Source organism: Neobacillus sp. KR4-4 (assembly GCF_042136325.1).
GTDB lineage: Bacteria > Bacillota > Bacilli > Bacillales > Cytobacillaceae > Neobacillus.
On the sequence record NZ_JBHHJU010000002.1, the window covers coordinates 170,528 to 190,442 of the forward strand.

At 44.9% G+C, this 19,915-nt stretch carries 18 protein-coding genes; 1 reads left to right on the plus strand and 17 read right to left on the minus strand.

Annotated features, from left to right (window positions below):
* Positions 1-103 precede the first annotated feature (103 nt).
* The 9 genes from ACE198_RS02550 to ACE198_RS02590 all read right to left on the minus strand — a co-directional run bounded on the left by ACE198_RS02550 (position 104) and on the right by ACE198_RS02590 (position 8,588).
* Positions 104-613, minus strand: a complete 510-nt coding sequence (locus ACE198_RS02550; RefSeq protein ID WP_375374614.1) for a hypothetical protein — start codon at positions 611-613, stop codon at positions 104-106.
* Between the two features lie 363 nt (positions 614-976).
* Entirely contained in the window at positions 977-1,594 is a 618-nt protein-coding gene (locus ACE198_RS02555; RefSeq protein ID WP_375374713.1) for a thymidine kinase, read from the minus strand.
* 110 nt (positions 1,595-1,704) lie between these two features.
* Positions 1,705-1,920 carry a 50S ribosomal protein L31 gene (gene rpmE / locus ACE198_RS02560; RefSeq protein WP_026568199.1) on the minus strand — a complete coding sequence of 72 codons (216 nt, stop codon included), beginning with the start codon at positions 1,918-1,920 and terminating at the stop codon, positions 1,705-1,707.
* A 241-nt stretch (positions 1,921-2,161) separates the two neighbouring features.
* A complete protein-coding gene (rho, locus tag ACE198_RS02565; RefSeq protein WP_375374615.1) occupies positions 2,162-3,427 on the minus strand; it encodes a transcription termination factor Rho in 1,266 nt (421 codons plus the stop codon).
* 368 nt (positions 3,428-3,795) lie between these two features.
* Complete coding sequence (glpX, locus tag ACE198_RS02570) at positions 3,796-4,758, minus strand: class II fructose-bisphosphatase (protein ID WP_026568197.1); 963 nt, start codon at positions 4,756-4,758, stop codon at positions 3,796-3,798.
* An 88-nt stretch (positions 4,759-4,846) separates the two neighbouring features.
* Complete coding sequence (locus tag ACE198_RS02575; RefSeq protein WP_375374616.1) at positions 4,847-6,133, minus strand: UDP-N-acetylglucosamine 1-carboxyvinyltransferase; 1,287 nt, start codon at positions 6,131-6,133, stop codon at positions 4,847-4,849.
* A 182-nt stretch (positions 6,134-6,315) separates the two neighbouring features.
* Positions 6,316-6,966 (minus strand): fructose-6-phosphate aldolase, encoded by a 651-nt coding sequence (gene fsa / locus ACE198_RS02580; protein WP_251459557.1) that lies wholly within the window; start codon positions 6,964-6,966, stop codon positions 6,316-6,318.
* A 143-nt stretch (positions 6,967-7,109) separates the two neighbouring features.
* A complete protein-coding gene (locus ACE198_RS02585) occupies positions 7,110-7,967 on the minus strand; it encodes a class II fructose-bisphosphate aldolase (RefSeq protein ID WP_375374617.1) in 858 nt (285 codons plus the stop codon).
* Positions 7,968-8,216: 249 nt separating this feature from the next.
* On the minus strand, positions 8,217-8,588 hold the full coding sequence (locus ACE198_RS02590; RefSeq protein ID WP_026568193.1) for a response regulator: 372 nt from the start codon (positions 8,586-8,588) through the stop codon (positions 8,217-8,219).
* Between the two features lie 170 nt (positions 8,589-8,758).
* On the opposite strand from ACE198_RS02590, the gene ACE198_RS02595 reads away from it, so the two are divergent.
* The gene (locus tag ACE198_RS02595) at positions 8,759-9,280 is read left to right on the plus strand and encodes a DUF2529 domain-containing protein (protein WP_375374618.1); all 522 of its coding nucleotides are present in this window, start codon (positions 8,759-8,761) and stop codon (positions 9,278-9,280) included.
* Between the two features lie 268 nt (positions 9,281-9,548).
* Here the strand turns inward: ACE198_RS02595 and ACE198_RS02600 are convergent, their stop codons facing one another.
* From ACE198_RS02600 to ACE198_RS02635, 8 genes are all read right to left on the minus strand, one after another.
* Positions 9,549-11,144 (minus strand): CTP synthase, encoded by a 1,596-nt coding sequence (locus ACE198_RS02600; protein WP_375374619.1) that lies wholly within the window; start codon positions 11,142-11,144, stop codon positions 9,549-9,551.
* A 241-nt stretch (positions 11,145-11,385) separates the two neighbouring features.
* Positions 11,386-11,961, minus strand: coding sequence for a DNA-directed RNA polymerase subunit delta (rpoE, locus tag ACE198_RS02605; protein WP_375374620.1), 576 nt, complete (start codon positions 11,959-11,961; stop codon positions 11,386-11,388).
* Between the two features lie 313 nt (positions 11,962-12,274).
* Positions 12,275-12,460, minus strand: coding sequence for a hypothetical protein (locus ACE198_RS02610; protein WP_375374621.1), 186 nt, complete (start codon positions 12,458-12,460; stop codon positions 12,275-12,277).
* Positions 12,461-12,655: 195 nt separating this feature from the next.
* Positions 12,656-15,901, minus strand: a complete 3,246-nt coding sequence (gene icmF, locus ACE198_RS02615; RefSeq protein ID WP_375374622.1) for a fused isobutyryl-CoA mutase/GTPase IcmF — start codon at positions 15,899-15,901, stop codon at positions 12,656-12,658.
* Between the two features lie 78 nt (positions 15,902-15,979).
* Positions 15,980-16,618 carry a TetR/AcrR family transcriptional regulator gene (locus ACE198_RS02620; protein WP_375374714.1) on the minus strand — a complete coding sequence of 213 codons (639 nt, stop codon included), beginning with the start codon at positions 16,616-16,618 and terminating at the stop codon, positions 15,980-15,982.
* Between the two features lie 16 nt (positions 16,619-16,634).
* Entirely contained in the window at positions 16,635-17,774 is a 1,140-nt protein-coding gene (locus ACE198_RS02625) for an acyl-CoA dehydrogenase (RefSeq protein WP_375374623.1), read from the minus strand.
* 55 nt (positions 17,775-17,829) lie between these two features.
* Entirely contained in the window at positions 17,830-18,960 is a 1,131-nt protein-coding gene (locus ACE198_RS02630; RefSeq protein WP_375374624.1) for an acyl-CoA dehydrogenase, read from the minus strand.
* A gap of 78 nt (positions 18,961-19,038) precedes the next feature.
* Positions 19,039-19,890: a 3-hydroxybutyryl-CoA dehydrogenase gene (locus tag ACE198_RS02635; RefSeq protein WP_375374625.1), complete on the minus strand. Its 852-nt coding sequence runs from the start codon at positions 19,888-19,890 to the stop codon at positions 19,039-19,041.
* Positions 19,891-19,915: the final 25 nt, after the last annotated feature.

Consider the following 19,915-nt stretch of genomic DNA (forward strand, 5'->3'; position numbering starts at 1 on the left):
ATCTTGTCATAAACTGATTATATATGACACCGTGTCACGTGTCAACAAAAAAGTGACAGTGTGTCATACTACTAAAAAAACATGCCCTGAAATTCAGAGCATGCTACCTACGATCTTCCTTTACGCGTACCTCTATTTTATAGCGCGGCAAAGCCTGAATTAGTTTGTGATGAAGCCGGGCCTCCGCCTTCACTTTTCCCTGCTCAGACTGTATTCCCTTTTTATAAACAGATACCCACATCCGGTCACCATTGACCCAGACCGAATCGGCCGTAAATTCCTTTGAATTAGCAATCACTTGTTTTGCCTTGTTGATATCTTCGCCTGTGTCTTTTCCGCCGCCCGTTTCAGAGCCGCTCCCCGTCCGATTCAAGTTGAGGAAATTAGGATTTTGGTTGGTAATATCATCTTCCACCGTCCGCTGCTTATTTTCACCGCGGTTGGACATATTTGCCGGCGTTTTGCCGTCACGGTTGGACGTATAATTTGGTGCAGACCGGTCATTCTTAAGGTCATATGCCGCTTCATTGCCATGATTCCCACCTTCATTCCCATTACAGCCGCTGACTAAAAACATCATACATAATGAGAGAAACAACAAAAACTTTTGCATCTTACACCTCCCATTACTATCATGCCCGGAGTTTGCTGCAACTGGACGAGTGAAATCTTTCCAAGCAGTAAATTTCGGCTGAATTTGAATGGGATTTCGCCGAACCTGTGCTGAATTTCGCCAACCTCCATCGGAACCTCGCCGAACACACCCGAGATTTCGCCCAACTCAAAGACATTTTCGCCAACCCACCCAACAATTCCGCCAACGCCCAAAAATCACACCAAAAACCAAAAACCACAATCCCTAACCAAACAAAAAAACTGCCCGAGAATCCCCTTCTCAGACAGTTGTAGTTAATCATAGTGTTTAGCTCATTTACGGTGTCAGGCACTAATTATGAAAACTGACGACACCCTGATACTAATTTGTTGCTTCTTGCTCGATGCTTGTCCGGGAGACTGCAGTCTTTGGGACTTCGTGGTGATGGCGGCAGCGTGGCTCGTATGCTTCAGAGGCGCCCACTAAGATGACTGGGTCATGGTAAGAAGCTGGATGTCCATCAATCAAGCGCTGCGTTCGGCTTGATGGTGAACCGCACACCGAACAGACTGCCTGCAGCTTCGTCACTGATTCAGCAATGGCCATCAACGCTGGCATCTGACCAAACGGCTCGCCGCGGAAATCCATATCCAGACCGGCACAAACCACACGATGGCCGCTGTCAGCCAGCTGCTGCACAATCCGCACAATTCCTTCATCAAAAAACTGAACCTCATCAATCGCAATAATATCGATATCGGCTTCCACATGGTGGAGAATCTCCATCGAATGAGCAATTGGCTTCGCATGAAAAGAAGAACCATTATGGGACACAACCTGTTGATCGTGATAGCGATTATCAATTTTCGGCTTAAACACAGCAATCTTTTGTTTAGCGAACTGAGCCCGTCTCACACGGCGGATCAATTCCTCCGATTTTCCAGAAAACATACTGCCACAGATAACCTCAACCCATCCGCTTTGCTTCATTAAATACATAAAACGGCGTCTCCTTCCTAACAAAACCATAAAATCTATTTCAAAAAGTGAATTTATTTAAATAAAAAACAGGCAAGTAAGTGTTGCTTCTTGCCTGTACTGTTTTACAATTATTGTTGCTGTTGAGTTTTGATGCCATATTTCTTGTTGAAACGGTCAACACGTCCGCCAGCTTCAGCGAATTTTTGACGACCAGTGTAGAATGGATGACATTCTGAACAAGTCTCAACACGAATTTCGTTTTTAACAGAACCAGTTTCAAATGTATTACCACATGCACATGACACCGTTACTGTTTTATAATTTGGATGAATTCCTGCTTTCATTCTTTTCATCTCCTTCCGCCCTGAATCATTCGAAACAGAGTTATATAAAGCACCTGTCCGAAGACAAGCACTGAAATACTAAAAACACACTGCACCCATTATAACAAGGGCATCCTATTTTTGCAAGTTGGGATTTGTTGGTTCTTTTTTTAAAAAGGAACCTATCCAAGCCCCTCTACCAGGCTTGTCCTCTACGAAGTTAACTAGGTCCGGCTTATTTGCCAGCCCTCCGTCAAGCAGGCTACGAGCGTCTCGATTTCAGCTCTTCCCCTAATTGGGCAAAGAACTCCTCATTCGACTTGGTTTGGCGTAATTTTTTCAAGAAACGCTCCGCAAAATCGGGTGAATCGGACATGGATTTACGGATGGCCCATAATTTATCCAAATGATCCTTCGGAATAAGAAGCTCTTCCTTACGAGTACCTGAGCGGCGGATATCAAGCGCAGGGAAAATACGGCGCTCTGCAAGCGAACGATCGAGATGCAGTTCCATATTACCTGTCCCTTTAAATTCTTCATAAATGACGTCATCCATCCGTGAGCCGGTATCGACCAGCGCCGTCGCTAGAATCGTTAAGCTGCCGCCTTCTTCAATATTACGGGCAGCCCCGAAGAAACGCTTTGGACGGTGGAATGCTGCCGGGTCAATCCCCCCGGAAAGTGTCCGGCCGCTTGGCGGAATTACTAAGTTATAGGCACGCGCAAGACGCGTAATACTATCCATCAGGATGACCACATCACGCTTATGTTCGACCAAACGCATCGCACGGTCGAGTACAAGTTCCGCCACTTTAATATGGTTTTCCGGCACTTCATCAAATGTCGAACTAACCACATCCCCAGCAACCGAACGTTCAATATCGGTTACTTCCTCTGGACGTTCGTCAATCAACAGCATAATTAATTCGACTTCCGGATGATTCGTGGTAATGCTGTTGGCAATTTCTTTTAAGAGCATCGTTTTACCAGCCTTTGGAGGTGCAACGATCAATCCACGCTGCCCAAAACCAACCGGTGCGATGACATCCATAATCCTTGTCGAAAGATATTTTGGATTAGTCTCCAATTTCATCTGGCGGTTAGGATAAAGCGGTGTCAGGCCTGGGAAGTATACCCGTTCCTTCGCCGATTCCGGATCTTCCCCGTTCACGGCTTCTACGTGCAATAGTCCATAATAACGCTCATTTTCTTTCGGAGGTCGTACCTTACCGGAAACTTTATCCCCATTACGAAGGTCGAAGCGGCGGATTTGCGATGCAGAAATGTAGATATCTTCTGAGCTTGGCGAGTAATTGATTGGTCGTAGGAATCCAAATCCTTCTGACTGGATAATTTCTAAGACGCCTTCCATGAAAAAGTATCCCTGCTGTTCCGCGCGGGATTTCAGGATGGCAAAAATTAATTCTTTTTTTGTTAATTTGCTGTAGTAGGTCACTTTGTATTCGCGTGCCAGCTCATAAAGTTCCTTCAGCTTCATATTTTCTAAACTTGAAATTGTTAATTCCATTTGTGCACCACACTTTTATTTTTTTCAATCCGATGTTATTAAGAGAGTTGAGGAATAATGATAGAAGTAGAAATGAAATGAATAGAATTGCAGATATAATGCATAATAAAACAATTACTATTTTACCCTCTATGCAAAAAATTAATCAACTTATTTTTCTATTTTCGTTCATTGGGAATTTCTTCTTGTAGGATAATCCCTAATGGAGTGTAATAGGAGTTATTGGCAGTATTAAACTTGTCTTTTGATTTCCGTTCCAAGCGCGAGCGGTTCGCGGGCGTTCTAACACAGCCTGTAATTTAAGTGATGATGCCATGAAGGGTGCCTGACACCCAATTGGTGTCAGGCACCCTTACTTTTGGCACCATTTATTTAATCACTAGGTTTGGTTTTTTCTTTAAGCTGTGACGGCCTTCGACGAAGCGGACGGTGCCTGATTTGGCACGCATGACGATGGAGTGTGTTGAGCCGTATGAGCCTTTGAATTGAACACCGCGCAGTAATTCGCCGTCTGTGACCCCGGTTGCAGCAAAAATAGCGTCATCACCTTTTACCAGGTCTTCCATCCGGAGGACACGATTAACATCGAGTCCCATTTTGATGCAGCGCTCGAGTTCCGCATCACTTTGCGGCAGTAATTTTCCGATGATTTCACCGCCAAGACATTTTAACGCCACCGCTGAAAGAACGCCTTCAGGAGCACCGCCAGAGCCAAAGAGAATATCGACGCCGGTATTGTCAAAGGCAGTATTAATCGCACCTGCCACGTCACCATCGTTAATCAATTTGATCCGTGCGCCAGCCTCACGAAGCTGGGCAATGATATGCTCATGACGCGGACGATTTAAGACAGTCGCCACAACATCCTCAATATCTTTATTCTTCGCTTTGGCCACAGCTTTTAAGTTATCAAGAACAGACGCATTGATATCAATATGTCCGACTGCTTCAGGGCCAACCGCAATTTTTTCCATATACATATCAGGAGCATGAAGAAGATTTCCATGGTCTGCGACCGCTAGAACCGCTAAGGCATTCCAGCCGCCTGATGCTAAAATATTGGTGCCTTCGAGCGGATCAACCGCAACGTCAACACGCGGACCATAGCCTGTCCCTAGTTTCTCGCCAATATAAAGCATCGGTGCTTCATCCATTTCCCCTTCACCGATTACGACAGTCCCCTTCATTGGCACGGTGTCAAACACATCACGCATGGCCGAAGTCGCTGCACCGTCTGCCTCATCTTTCTTCCCACGGCCCATCCAGCGGGCTGAAGCAAGTGCTGCGGCTTCTGTAACACGGACAAGCTCCATCGTTAAACTTCTTTCCATCGTCTCCATCTCCCTTAAGTCTCTTTAGATGTCTCTTCAATTTCAGTAGCTTATAGTCAACGCCTAAGCTTTATCCATATGGTAAAAATCAATTATTTTTCATCTGTTCTACTTCTTCCTTCGTTAACGCTTCCCGCCAAACTGTGGCGCCGAGTCCATTTAGTTTTCCAACGAGGTCGCTGTAGCCGCGGTCAATGTGCTCGAGCCCGGTTACTTCGGTAATTCCCTCTGCCATCAGGCCTGCAATGAACAGTGCTGCTCCTGCCCTGAGATCACTTGCCTTCACTTTCGCCCCCTGCAATTGAACTGGACCATTGATGATGGCAGAACGACCTTCAACCTTAATGTTGCCGTTCATTCTACGCAGTTCATCAATATGCTTGAAACGGGCACCGTATATCGTGTCAGTAACGACACTTGAGCCGGTCGCTCTTGTCAAAAGGGTGGTAAATGGCTGCTGAAGGTCGGTCGGAAATCCAGGATAGACGAGCGTCTTGATATCGACGGCCTTCAATTTCGAAGACCCATCCACAAACACTTGGTCATCGCCAGACTCCACATGGACACCCATTTCTCGCAATTTGGCAATCAATGATTCTAAATGCTGCGGGATAACGTTGTCGATGAGGACACCCTCGCCCACTGCGGCCCCCAAAATCATATACGTGCCAGCTTCAATCCGGTCTGGAATAATCGTGTGACGGCAGCCATGAAGCGCTTCCACACCATCGATACGAATGACGTCCGTTCCAGCCCCTTTAATCTTCGCACCCATACTCGTTAACAATGTCGCGACATCAATGATTTCCGGTTCTTTCGCCGCATTTTCAATGACCGTCCGCCCTTTGGCGCGAACCGCTGCCAGCATGATATTAATGGTCGCACCCACACTGACCACATCAAGGTAAATACGGGCACCGCGAAGCTCGTCCGCACGCAAATAAATCGCACCCTGCTCATTGGTAATTTGAGCCCCGAGTGCTTCGAAACCTTTAATATGTTGATCAATCGGTCTTGGACCTAAATAGCATCCGCCAGGAAGGCCAATGACTGCCTTTTTAAAACGGCCAAGCATAGCACCCATTAAGTAATAAGAAGCACGGAGCTTTTTTACTTTCCCGTTTGGCAGGGGCATGGAAATCATGGTCGATGGGTCAACCGTCATCTCGTTATCAGAAAGCTGAACGTTACCGCCGATTTCTTCAAGGAGGTCCTTCAAGATTTCAACGTCTAAAATGTCCGGCAATCCCTCAATTGTCACTGGTGATTCCGCTAAAATGGTTGCAGGGATTAACGCAACAGCACTATTTTTCGCCCCGCTGATCCGAACCGTTCCCTTTAACGGATAGCCACCCGCAATTTTAAGTTTTTCCATATTCGACTCCCTTCTAAGCCCTGTAAGTCAAACGGTACAATCCGCTTATTACGAAATGAGGCTCTAGGTATATTTTTCCTGCATTAAAAGTCAAAATCCGACAACTTGTCTATCCTTTAGTTTACACCAAATTTTTATTTTCATGTATGGCAATTAAAAAAATTTACACGAAATGGGAATAATTATGCTTCTGTTCGGGAATTCCAATCTTTTAAGAAGCCTTCAATCCCTTTATCTGTTAATGGATGATGGAATAATCCCATTAATACTTTGTATGGAATGGTTGCAATATGAGCGCCTCGTAACGCTGCTTCTGTGACGTGAATTGGATTACGAATGGAGGCTGCAATGATTTCTGATTCAATGCCATGCACGTTGAAGATGTCTGAAATCGTTGAAATTAGATCTAAACCGTTTTGGCCGATATCATCTAATCTGCCTAGGAATGGAGAAACATAGGTGGCTCCAGCTCTTGCCGCAAGTAAGGCCTGGTTCGGACTAAAAATGAGGGTTACGTTTGTTTTGATTCCTTCTTGTGCAAAAGCATGAGTCGCTTTTAACCCATCTGGAGTCATTGGAACTTTTACGGTAATATTCGGAGCGATGGCTGCAAGCTCTCGGCCTTCTCGAATCATGCCTTCTGCATCAAGTGCAATAACTTCTGCACTAACAGAACCAGGGACAAGTGCCGTAATTTCTCTTAAGCGGTCGTGAAAAGAAACACCTTTTTCTCTAGCGACTAATGATGGATTAGTAGTTACACCTGCAAGTAATCCAAGGTCATGGGCTTCGCGGATCTCGTCTAAATTAGCTGTATCAATAAAAAATTTCATAATTAATCCCTCCATTTTCCGACTAAATATTCAAATTTCTTTTTACAGAATGAAACCGTCCTAATAGTACTACCAGGACGGTTTACATTTTATCATATTCTAGAACAAATATGAAATGTGGTTAGACATTTGCCATTGTTCGATTAAGCTTTACCTGCAGAACCGAATTCGCGGATTTTGCCGATAACTGTTTTTTTGATTGCATCGCGAGCTGGTCCTAAATATTTACGTGGATCGTACTCTTCTGGCTTCGCAGCTAATGTTTCACGTACTGCTTTTGCAGATGCGATTTGGTTTTCAGTGTTCACGTTGATTTTCGCTGTTCCAAGAGAAACAGATTTTTGGATATCTTTTAATGGGATACCAGTTCCGCCGTGAAGGACTAATGGAAGGTCAGTAATGTTTCCGATTTCTTCCATTTCAGCAAAACCAAGGTTTGGTTCACCCTTGTAAGGACCATGAACAGAACCTAAAGCAGGTGCAAGACAGTCGATACCTGTGCGTTTTACTAACTCTTCACATTCTTTAGGATCTGCGTAGATAACGCCATCAGCAACAACGTCGTCTTCCTGGCCGCCAACAGTTCCTAATTCCGCTTCAACAGACACACCTTTTGAATGTGCATAATCAACTACTTTTGAAGTAATTTCAATATTTTCTTCAAATGGGTGGTGGGAAGCATCGATCATAACAGATGTGAAACCTGCATCAATCGCTTCTTTACACTTATCAAAGCTTGAACCGTGGTCAAGGTGAATTGCTACAGGAACGGTAATTTTCAAATCTTCCATTAAGCCTTCAACCATTTTTACAACTGTTTTGAAGCCGGACATATAACGAGCTGCCCCTTCAGAAACACCAAGAATTACAGGTGAATTCTCAGCTTGAGCAGCTTGAAGAATCGCTTGTGTAAATTCTAAGTTATTTAAGTTAAATTGCCCAACCGCATAGCCTTCAGCTTTGGCTTTAATGAGCATTTCTTTCATGGAAACTAATGGCATTTCTATTCCTCCTTAAATTAGGCAGATATCTTTTCAATTCTAGTATTCCATATTAAGGTTTTCCCTCAATTTTACGGATTATGTATTCCTTGAAAAAGATAAACAACCAGTAAAAAGTTCATATGTATCATATCAAACCAGGGGGCGAAATGCCATTATTTAAATGCAGTTTTGTAAACTGTCATAATGAAAGCGCGCCCATTTTCACTGTAAGCACTTTCTTTATATTTCAAGGCCAAAAAACGAAATTTAATTCATTTTTTGGGGAATGTGTTTCCTAACAGCTGCGCGTATATCATCAATATCAAACGGCTTAGCAAAATGGGTAATCGCACCAAGATCCTTGGCCTCTTGAATCATATCCAGTTCACCATAAGCTGTCATAATAATGACGCGGATATCCGGGTCAATTACCTTCATTCGTTTTAAAATTTCAATTCCATCCATTCCAGGGATTTTCATATCCAATAGGACAAGGTCGGGGTCATGTTTTGTCACAATTTCAAGGGCCTGAATGCCATTGGCTGCCTGATATGTTTGATACCCCTCTTTTTGAAACACTTCATTTAGTAAAATTCTAATGCCAAACTGATCATCAACGATTAAAATTTTCTCTTTCATAACTCCACCTCTTCCTTGTTTACTTGATGCATTTTTATTATCCCACTTTTTATCACTTGTTATATTTCTCTATTTGGAAAATAATCTCCTGCAAAATTTCTCGGATTTTGTTAATATTTTTGCAATATCGAAAAAACGCTTATAATAAAAGGGTGAAAAGGAGGGTTTTTATGTTAAAAATGTTTACTACCCAATTAACCGGTTTGTTTAAACGGCTTGAAGAAAAAGAAGAATATTCGTTTGAAGATGGAGCCCGCTTGCTTGCCCAGGCACCGGTTGGCGATGGGTCTATATATATTTTTACTACAAAGGAAATGAAAGCGGTCGAGTTCGAGGCTTTGGAAGGGGCAGAACCGTTTTCGGGTGCCAAGATTTTTGACAGCGTTGAGGAATTAACCGAATCCGATCGTGTGTTGATGTTCACGCGTTATTCTAATGATGAGTCTGGACTTAAGCTTGCCGAACAGCTTCGCGAAAAAGGAATTCCATTTGTTGCGGTGGCGACCTCCGTTCCGGGTGGTGAACTCTTACAGGAATCAGCGGATCTCCTGATCGATTTGCGGATGACCAAAGCCTTGCTCCCAGATGATGAAGGAAATCGGTACGGATATCCCTCTTCGATGGCAGCTTTGTTCGTTTATTACGGCTTGAAATTTACGATTGAAGAGATTTTGGCAGAATATGAAGAGTAAAAGCGGGTTTTGAACCCGTTTTTTTATTGCCCTCGATTATTTCCCGGGGGGTAAACCTGGGGTTGTTCGACTTTTAAGGAATTTTGTACCATTTTGAGAACCTTTAGTTGATTTTTTGCAAGGTTATGTACAAGTTTTCCATACTTTTGTACAAATATTGAGGTGTTTTGTACAAATAGACAATTTTTGGAAATACACTTACTGGTGCCTGACACCAAAAAATGATACCAAAAAAATAAGGACCAGATAACTGGTCCTGAACACTACCTTATTTTTGCAATGATGCTTTAATAAAGTCACGGAATAACGGCTGTGGACGATTTGGTCTTGAGACAAACTCCGGATGGAATTGTGATGCCACAAACCACGGATGGTCCTTCAACTCAACAATTTCCACTAAGCGGCCGTCTGGGCTCGTGCCTGAGAAAATGAAGCCTGCTGCTTCCATGTCTTTACGGAAATGATTGTTAAATTCATAGCGATGACGGTGACGCTCATAAACAACCTCTTCGTCATACGCTTCAAACGCCTTCGTACCCTCAACAATACGAGCAGGATATAGACCTAGACGCAATGTTCCGCCCAAATCCTCCACATCTTTCTGTTCAGGGAGTAAATCAATGATTGGATAAGCTGTTTCCGGTACAAATTCTGCGGAATGCGCCCCTTCCAATCCAAGCACATTACGGGCAAATTCAATGGTTGCCAGCTGCATTCCTAAACAAATACCAAGGAACGGCTTCTTCTGCTCACGAGCATAACGAGTTGCTTCAATTTTCCCTTCAATCCCGCGGTCACCAAAGCCGCCTGGAACAAGAACTCCATCCACATCATCCAAAAGTTCCGCTACATTTTCACGGGTCACATCTTCTGAATTAATCCATTTGATTTCCACATCGGCATCAAACGCATAGCCTGCATGTTTCATTGCTTCAACCACAGAAATATAAGCATCTTGAAGTTCCACATATTTTCCGACTAGACCAATGCGTGTCTTGCTGGAAAGATGAGTTACGCGGTCTACGAGTATTTTCCACTCGGTCATATCCGCTTCTTTTACGGATAATTTCAAATGGTCACACACGATTTGATCCATGTTTTGCTCTTGAAGGGCAAGTGGAATCGAATACAGCGTGTCTGCGTCCATACATTCAATCACGGCCTTTGAATCAATGTCACAGAACAAGGCAATTTTATCCTTCATGTCCTGTGAAACCGGCATTTCTGTACGCACAACAATAATGTTTGGCTGAATACCAAGACTGCGCAGTTCTTTCACGCTATGCTGGGTCGGCTTTGTTTTCATTTCGCCCGCTGCCTTGATGTACGGAATTAATGTACAGTGAATGTACATTACATTTTCGGAACCGATATCGCTCTTGATTTGGCGAATCGCTTCAAGGAATGGAAGAGATTCAATGTCCCCTACCGTTCCGCCGATTTCCGTGATCACGACATCAGCATTTGTTTCTTTCCCGGCACGGAAGCAGCGTTCCTTAATTTCATTGGTGATATGCGGAATAACCTGAACTGTTGCCCCTAAATAATCACCGCGGCGCTCTTTCCGTAAAACCGTTGAATAAATTTTCCCGGTTGTTACGTTTGAATACTTGTTTAAGTTGATGTCGATAAAACGCTCATAGTGGCCTAAGTCCAAATCGGTTTCAGCGCCATCACCTGTTACGAACACTTCACCGTGCTGATAAGGACTCATCGTTCCCGGGTCGACGTTAATGTATGGGTCGAATTTTTGAATGGTTACATTCACGCCCCGATTTTTCAATAAACGGCCTAATGATGCTGCCGTAATTCCTTTTCCTAGTGATGACACCACACCACCAGTTACAAAAATATATTTTGTCATAAATATTTCCCCCTCTTATACAGTTTGTACATTATTCAGTTTGTTTAAGGGTTTTTGTAAAAAAATATTTTCCTTACGCCCGTAAAAAATGAAAAAACTCCGTGAAACATGAGTTTTTTGAACAATAAAAAACGCTCGCCTACTTGTGGTAGGGAGCGTATTATGAGTAAATAATGTATCGTCCTCTTTTTAAGGAGCCCAAAAAAGATAATACAAGGGCGTGAAAAAAAAGTCAAGTGGATTAATCTTTTTCGACTTCTTCCTCATCATCAAATTCTTCTTCTTCATCCTCAAGGTCATCGTCTAGATCATCTTCTTCATCCAATTCAATGTCAAGATCATCCTCAATGGCATCATCATCGTCGTCAAGATCAAGATCATCATCTTCATCGATATCAAGATCTTCTTCATCATCAAGTAGATCATCTTCATCGTCAAAGTCATCAAAGTCATCTTCAATCTCATCGACTTCATCGAAATCTTCGAGATCGTCTTCATCGACAACCTTCTTCGCCTTCTTCTTCTTCGGTTTCACAACGGCAACCACTTCTTCTTCAGCTGTATCGACTGGATACCAGACACGAAGTCCCCAGCGGTTACTTCCTAATGAAAGGAAACGGCCATCCACATTGATGTCGGTGTAAAATTGAGCAAGTCGGGAACGAACTTCATCATCAGAAATCCCTGAAGCTTGTTTAATTTCTTCTACTAGTTCATTAAAGGCAATCGGCTGTTTACTATTTTTCAAGTATTCATAAGCCATTTCCATTAGGGAAAATTCTTGTAATTCCTCTTTTGAGTATTGTGCTAAACTCAATATCGGCACTTCCTTTCTCTATTTAACACTCTTAAATGAGTGAATAACGGACTATCAATAAATTGATATATGATAGAAATGGAGAACTGTCTAGCTCCAGCTCCCTGCGACTAGTGTACTTCGCCCTCCTCCTACGATAAGTCAACATCGAATCGCTTACGCTCTTCGTGTTTCCTTTATCTCGTTCGGAGTGCTCCAGTCCATACGTCGCAAAACGGTCGCTTCCGCTTTTCTCGTAAAATTTGCATATTCTTCATTATAAACAAATTCTTCCGGTTTATGCTAGTGCTAGTGAGTTGTTTCATCTGAATTTTTATGGACGAGGTCTTTTTCCATCTTTTTTCTTTGCCTGCTTCTGCTTTTTCATCTCTTTCAGCGCTATCACTAGAAAGAAGATTGCTAGCAAGAAGAACGAGACTGCTCCCAACTGACGTTGATAGAGATAATTTAGCGGCCAGGCAAACACAACTAAAATGATTAAAATATAACTAAACCTCATTTGCTCCACCTGCCCAAATCCCTCGAAGTATGTACGCTAAATCATTATATAAGATTACCGCAAATAATAATATCTCATAAAAGGAGTTTTATTACAAAAATTGGTGTCAGGCACCATGTGTGCCTGACACCCTAAATGATAAGAAATAATTTTCGACTTTAAAAATTGGCCAGCTCCAGTGCCCTCGCGCTTTTCTTACATATTCCTGCGATATTGCCCGCCTACTTCGTAAAGGGCTCTGGTGATTTGGCCGAGGCTGGCGACTTGGACGGTTTCCATTAACTCGGCGAAGATATTGCCATTTTTGACGGCAGCTTCTTTCAAACGTTGCAATGCTTCTCCCGCCGACGCTGCATGACGCTCCTGGAAGGCACGCAGATTTTGAATTTGCAATTCTTTCTCCTCGTAAGACGCGCGCGCTAATTCCATATTATTAACATCTTCTTCTGACGGAGGATTTGGATTCAAATACGTATTCACACCGATAATCGGTAATTCACCTGTGTGTTTTTTCATTTCATAATACATCGATTCATCCTGAATTTTGCCGCGCTGATACTGGGTTTCCATGGACCCAAGCACACCGCCGCGATCATTCAAGCGTTCAAATTCCTGTAATACCGCTTCCTCCACTAAATCCGTTAACTCCTCCACAATAAATGATCCTTGGAGCGGATTTTCATTTTTGGATAAACCATGCTCTTTCGTAATAATCATCTGAATCGCCATCGCGCGGCGTACTGATTCCTCAGTTGGCGTGGTAATCGCCTCATCATAAGCATTCGTATGAAGGGAATTACAATTATCTTGCAACGCCATTAACGCCTGCAGTGTCGTCCGAATATCATTAAAGTCAATTTCCTGTGCATGCAGCGAACGCCCCGACGTCTGAACATGGTATTTTAATTTTTGACTTCGTTCGTTTGCCCCATATTTATCGCGCATCACTGTCGCCCAAATACGGCGGGCCACCCGGCCAATTACGGTATACTCCGGATCCAGGCCATTTGAGAAGAAGAAGGACAAGTTCGGTGCAAAATCATCAATCTTCATGCCGCGGCTCAAATAGTACTCGACATACGTAAACCCATTCGACAACGTAAACGCTAGCTGTGAAATCGGATTGGCGCCTGCTTCGGCAATATGATACCCCGAAATCGAGACGGAATAATAGTTGCGCACTTGATGGTCAATGAAATATTGCTGAATATCGCCCATCATCCGCAGTGCAAATTCCGTGGAGAAGATACATGTATTTTGACCTTGGTCTTCTTTTAAAATATCAGCCTGCACCGTACCGCGCACCGTACGGAGTGTATAGGCACGAACTTCCGCAAATTCCTCCACCGTTAACACCCGGCCAAGCTCGGCTTCCTTACGCTGCACCTGCTGATCAATCGCTGTATTCATAAACATGGCTAAAATAATCGGTGCGGGACCGTTAATGGTCATGGATACCGATGTTGACGGATGGCATAAATCAAAGCCGTCATACAGCTTTTTCATATCATCTAATGTACAAACACTAACGCCGCTTTCGCCGACCTTCCCGAAAATATCCGGACGGTGATCCGGGTCTTCACCATACAGGGTCACGGAGTCAAACGCCGTGCTTAAGCGTTTCGCCTCATCATCCTTCGATAAATAGTGGAAACGGCGATTCGTGCGCTCCGGTGTTCCTTCCCCAGCAAACTGGCGTTTCGGATCCTCGCCTTCGCGCTTAAACGGAAATACCCCAGCCGTATATGGGAATGAACCCGGGACGTTTTCCTGGTAAACCCAGCGAAGAATTTCCCCGTAATCCTTATACTTTGGCAGCACTACTTTCGGAATATCGAGCCCTGATAAGCTTTTCGATCTCAACACGGTAATAATCTCTTTATCACGGATTCTCGTCACGAACTTGTCGCCGGAATACGCTTCCCGCGTTTTTGCCCAGCCCTCAAGAATTTTTCGGGATTCAGGTGTCAGTTTTGCTTCCGTCTCTTGCTTAACCGCCTCTAACGCTGCAATCACTGCCGCATCGCTGACCGCTTCCATCGCCCCTTCTAACTGGAATAACTTCCGGGCAATCCCCGCCTGTTCTTCCGCTTTTCGGTGATAGCCGCGCACCGTTTCAGAAATTTCCCGTAAATAATAACGGCGGTCGGTTGGGATAATCACGTTCTGTTTTTCCACTAAGGCATCTTTAGTAAAATTGGTCACCCAGCCCGTGCCCATTTTATCGTTAATTTTTTCAATCAGCGCTGCAAACAAGCCATTTGTTCCCGGGTCATTAAACTGACTCGCAATCGTACCATATACCGGCATGTCATCAATGTCTTTTTCAAACAGCATATGGCTGCGCTGGTATTGCTTTTGCACCTGGCGCTTCGCATCCTCCGAGCCCTTGCGCTCAAACTTATTGATGACAATCAGGTCCGCAAAATCAATCATATCAATCTTCTCGAGCTGGGACGGCGCCCCAAACTCACTCGTCATCACATACAAAGAAACATCGCAAATCTCCGTAATTCCCGCATCTCCCTGACCAATCCCGCTCGTCTCGACAATCACGAGATCAAAGCCAGCGGCCTTCGTAACGGCAACCGCATCCTTAATGGCCAGAGAAAGTTCACTTTTGGAACTCCTTGTGGCCAGCGAGCGCATATACACGTTCGGGGAAAAAATCGCATTCATGCGGATTCGGTCCCCAAGCAGGGCTCCTCCTGTCTTTTGCTTTGTCGGGTCAACTGACAGAATCGCTACCTTTTTATCAGGCAGTTCATTAATAAAGCGGCGGATTAATTCATCGGTCAATGAACTTTTCCCGGCACCGCCCGTTCCCGTAATCCCAACGACAGGAATCTCTTTCTCGAGTGACTTCACTTGATCGAGCACTCGCTCAGCCGTTGCCGCTGCTTCATTCGTCCCATCGACATGAAGCTCCGCAATCGTGATCAGCTTTGCCACCGCATTGACATCCCCACTCGGCAGCTTCTCGATTTGATTGGCTACATCGTGCGGGACCGTCGCAAAATCGCACTCCTCCATCATCCGGTCAATCATGCCCTGCAGCCCCATCCTGCGGCCATCCTCAGGGGAGAAGATCCACGAAATCCCATACTCATGGAGCTCATCGATTTCACGCGGGATAATTACCCCGCCGCCGCCGCCAAAAATACGAATATTCGGCGCACCTTTTTCTTTCAACAAATCGTACATATATTTGAAATACTCGACATGCCCGCCTTGATATGAAGAAATTGCAATTCCCTGCACATCCTCCTGGATCGCCGCGTTCACGACCTCCTCCACCGAGCGATTATGGCCGAGATGGATGACCTCCGCCCCGCTCGCCTGCAGAATCCGCCTCATAATATTGATGGAAGCATCATGCCCGTCAAACAAACTCGAAGCTGTGACAAAGCGAATATGATGTTTCGGTTGATAATTCCCCATCGTTCTCCCCCTTTTTTTAGGCTGTATTAAACTTGGATGTTGATTTCCGCTCCAATCTGCATCGTCACCTGGTCAACATTACGACCTAGCCTGTGTTGACGTATGAATCCCGTGAAACAATTGCTCTGTTTGCAGTTCAATATATTCATCTAGTGTATATAATTTTTGAAGGGCCCAGCGCCGGAACGCCCACATTTGTCCCTCAACAATAATGTTATGGGAAATCAGTGCGATCTGTTTTTCCGATAACTCCAGTTCTCCATTTTCGACACAGCGGACCATTAGGCTCTCAAACATCACCGCCATTTCAATTTCTTTTTTCAGCACATATGGAAGGGCGTCCTTCGTCAGCGATTTGGCTTCTTGATACATGACCAGCACTTCATCCTGCATCTCATCCATAACCCGGAAATAATGCCCCACCCCAAGCTTCAGACTTGAAAGGGTGCCTTTTTTCTGCTCCAAATCCTGCTCAAGGCGTTCACTCACATGTTCATAAATGCTGTCACAGACGAGGTACAGGACATCTTCCTTCGAGCGGATGTATTCGTAGAGGGTCCCAATACTGAATCCTGCGGCTTTGGCGATTTCCCTCGTTGTCGTCCGGTGAAAGCCTTTTTCTTTAAAAAGGCTGACGGCCCCTTTAATCATTTGGTCCCGCCGTTTCTGAACAAGACGTTCATCCTTTACAGAAGCCAGTACTTCTCGTTTTTTTATCATGTTCTAACCCGCCTTACTTCGTGATCATCCGCGAGATCACAAGTCGTTGAATTTCTTGTGTGCCTTCATAGATTTGCGTAATTTTCGCATCGCGCATGAAGCGCTCCACTGGATAATCCTTTGTATAGCCATAGCCGCCAAAAATCTGAACAGCCTCGGTTGTTACCTTCATCGCCGTATCACCTGCAAATAACTTCGACATCGCCGACTCCTTGCCGTACGGCAGACCTTGCGACTCGAGCCATGCGGCTTGATACGTTAATAGTCGTGAGGCCTCAATCCCTGTGGCCATATCTGCGAGTTTAAAGGCAATCCCTTGATTTGCGACGATTGGTTTGCCGAATTGATGACGTTCCTTGGCATAGTCTGCGGCTGCGTCAAGCGCCCCTTGAGCAATCCCCACTGCTTGAGCAGCAATACCGTTGCGGCCGCCATCAAGAGTCATCATAGCAATTTTAAAGCCTTCGCCTTCTTCTCCGAGTCTGTTAGCAATTGGAACCTTACAATCTTCAAAAATAATTTCAGTGGTCGGTGAAGAACGAATTCCGAGTTTCTTTTCTTTTTTCCCAACTGAAAAGCCTGGGAAGTCGCTCTCGATAATAAATGCAGTGGTTCCTTTTTGTCTGCTTGAAGGGTCGGTTAATGCAAACACCACATAAATGTCCGCTACCCCACCATTCGTAATGAAAATCTTCGAGCCATTGAGAACATAATGATCGCCTTCACGACGGGCAGTCGTTCTCATTCCGCCGGCATCCGAACCGCTGCCAGGCTCTGTTAAGCCGTAGGCGCCAATTTTTGCCCCTTCTGCCATTGGGCGCAGGTAGGTTTGTTTTTGCTCCTCACTGCCAAATTTATAAATCGGCCAGCCCGCTAGAGAAGTATGGGCTGAGAGCATAACGCCCGTTGATGCGTCAACGCGGGAAAGCTCTTCTACTGCGATACAGTACGCCAGATAATCACTGCCAATGCCGCCGTACTCTTCCGGCCACGGAATCCCGGTTAAACCCAGCTCCGCCATTTTGTCAAAAATCTCGCGATCAAAGCGTTCTTCCTCATCGCGCTCCGCTGCCGTCGGAGCCACTTCATTCCGGGCAAAATCACGAACCATTTTCCGAATCATTTCATGTTCTTCAGAGAGTTTAAAGTTCATTTCAAGTCCTCCTAGTGGATATGTTTAAGGCTGTTTTCGCATATACGAGCCAGATTTATACATGCTTACTGATAACAATCCGTTGAATTTCACTTGTTCCTTCATAAATTTCCGTGATTTTTGCATCACGGAAATAGCGCTCGACCGGATAATCTTCGGTGTATCCGTAGCCGCCGAAAACTTGAATCGCTTCGGTGGTGACTTCCACCGCCGTTTTCGTCGCGAACAATTTCGCCATTGACGCTTCCAACGTACATTTTTTTCCATGGGTCCGTAAACACGCCGCACGATAGACTAATAGTTTCGCTGCTTCCACACTGGTCGCCATGTCGGCTAATTTAAAGCCAATCCCTTGTTGAGCGGCAATCGGCTTTCCAAATTGGTGGCGGTCCCCGGCATAGGTGGTTGCGGCTGACAGTGCGGCCTCAGCAATCCCAAGCGCCTGGGTCGCAATCCCGATGCGGCCGACATCAAGGTTGGCCATTGCAATCTTAAAGCCTTCGCCCTCAGCACCCAGCAGGTTTTCAGCTGGAACATGCATATCCTCGAACGTAAGTTGGACCGTTCTCGAGCCATGCAAGCCCATTTTCTTCTCATCTTTGCCGACGATAAAGCCAGGAGTATTTTTTTCAACAATAAACGCTGATATCCCCTTGCTGCCTAGTTCCGGATTTGTTTTCGCAAAAACGATATAAACATCGGCCTCGCCGCCGTTCGTAATGAACACCTTCGAGCCGTTGATGACGTAATGATCGCCTTTCTTGACGGCACGGGATTTTAAGCTGGCCGCATCCGATCCGGAACTCGGTTCGGTTAAGCAAAATGCACCGAGATACTCCCCTGAAGCCAATTTCGGCACGTATTTCTCTTTCTGCTGCTCTGTTCCAAAATAAAGGATCGGGTTTGTGCAGACTGAGGTATGCACAGAAAGAATTACCCCGATGGTAGCGCTTACTTTAGAAAGTTCATGGATTGCTAGGATATAGGAGGTGAAGTCCATCGCCGCACCGCCATATTTCTCAGGGACAGGAATCCCCATTAACCCAAGCTCCCCCATTTTGCGGAGAATTTCGCGCGGAAATTCTCCTCTTTCCATATTCTCAATGAATGGGGCAATTTCGCTGTTCGCAAAATCGCGGACCATTTTTCGCATCATTTCTTGTTCTTCGGTGAATGTAAGATTCATGGTGGTCTCCCCTTTGGAGGAATGTACTAGCGTGGTGCTCATCATTATCACGACCCCTTTTTCGAAGAAATGCTGTGTCTATTCGTACGTATAAAAACCGCGCCCTGATTTCTTGCCAAGCCAGCCTGCTTTCACATATTTGCGCAGGAGCGGACAAGGACGGTATTTGTCATCGCCAAAGCCTTGGTGAAGTGTTTCCATGATATAAAGACATGTATCCAAACCAATAAAATCAGCCAAGGTTAACGGCCCCATCGGGTGGTTCATGCCGAGTTTCATGACTTCATCGATCGCTTCCTTTGTAGCCACACCCTCATAAAGTGTATAAATCGCTTCGTTAATCATTGGCATCAGAATACGATTGGAAACAAATCCTGGGAAGTCATTGACTTCAACGGGTACCTTACTCAAGGTTTTGGTCATATCTTCAATCACTTGGTAGACTTCATCGGATGTTGCAAGACCGCGAATGATTTCAACAAGCTTCATAACCGGAACGGGGTTCATAAAGTGCATACCAATTACCTTTTCTGGACGCTTAGTGGCCGCCGCAATTTCCGTGATCGGCAATGATGAGGTATTGCTCGCGAGTATCGCGTGTGCTGGAGTAATTTCATCCAGCTGGGCAAAGATGTTGGTTTTGATGTTCATGTTTTCCACGGCAGCTTCGATGACGAGGTCGACGTCACGGGCATCATTTAGATCGGTGGACAGAGTAATGTTACTGAGAATTTCTTGTTTTTGCTCTTCTGTGAGGCGTCCTTTGTCAACGTTTCGTGTAAGTAGTTTATTGATTCCGGCTAGGCCGCGTTCCACAAACTCCTGTTTTAAATCATTAAGTACAACCATGTACCCTGCCTGGGCACAAACTTGAGCAATTCCGGAGCCCATTTGTCCGGCACCAATGACCATCAGCTTTGAAATCTTCATTTGATTCTATTCCCTCCAAGAAGGC

Coding starts and splice junctions, on each gene's coding strand:
- glpX (WP_026568197.1), bottom strand. CDS start 4,758: ATGGAAAGAAGTTTAACGATGGAGCTTGTCCGTGTTACAGAAGCCGCA.
- ACE198_RS02575 (WP_375374616.1), bottom strand. CDS start 6,133: ATGGAAAAACTTAAAATTGCGGGTGGCTATCCGTTAAAGGGAACGGTT.
- ACE198_RS02635 (WP_375374625.1), bottom strand. CDS start 19,890: ATGAAGATTTCAAAGCTGATGGTCATTGGTGCCGGACAAATGGGCTCC.
- ACE198_RS02550 (WP_375374614.1), bottom strand. CDS start 613: ATGCAAAAGTTTTTGTTGTTTCTCTCATTATGTATGATGTTTTTAGTC.
- icmF (WP_375374622.1), bottom strand. CDS start 15,901: ATGGGGAATTATCAACCGAAACATCATATTCGCTTTGTCACAGCTTCG.
- ACE198_RS02600 (WP_375374619.1), bottom strand. CDS start 11,144: ATGACAAAATATATTTTTGTAACTGGTGGTGTGGTGTCATCACTAGGA.
- ACE198_RS02625 (WP_375374623.1), bottom strand. CDS start 17,774: ATGAACTTTAAACTCTCTGAAGAACATGAAATGATTCGGAAAATGGTT.
- rpmE (WP_026568199.1), bottom strand. CDS start 1,920: ATGAAAGCAGGAATTCATCCAAATTATAAAACAGTAACGGTGTCATGT.
- ACE198_RS02610 (WP_375374621.1), bottom strand. CDS start 12,460: ATGAGGTTTAGTTATATTTTAATCATTTTAGTTGTGTTTGCCTGGCCG.
- ACE198_RS02630 (WP_375374624.1), bottom strand. CDS start 18,960: ATGAATCTTACATTCACCGAAGAACAAGAAATGATGCGAAAAATGGTC.
- ACE198_RS02585 (WP_375374617.1), bottom strand. CDS start 7,967: ATGCCATTAGTTTCCATGAAAGAAATGCTCATTAAAGCCAAAGCTGAA.
- rho (WP_375374615.1), bottom strand. CDS start 3,427: ATGGAATTAACAATTTCAAGTTTAGAAAATATGAAGCTGAAGGAACTT.
- ACE198_RS02595 (WP_375374618.1), top strand. CDS start 8,759: ATGTTAAAAATGTTTACTACCCAATTAACCGGTTTGTTTAAACGGCTT.
- fsa (WP_251459557.1), bottom strand. CDS start 6,966: ATGAAATTTTTTATTGATACAGCTAATTTAGACGAGATCCGCGAAGCC.
- ACE198_RS02590 (WP_026568193.1), bottom strand. CDS start 8,588: ATGAAAGAGAAAATTTTAATCGTTGATGATCAGTTTGGCATTAGAATT.
- ACE198_RS02555 (WP_375374713.1), bottom strand. CDS start 1,594: ATGTATTTAATGAAGCAAAGCGGATGGGTTGAGGTTATCTGTGGCAGT.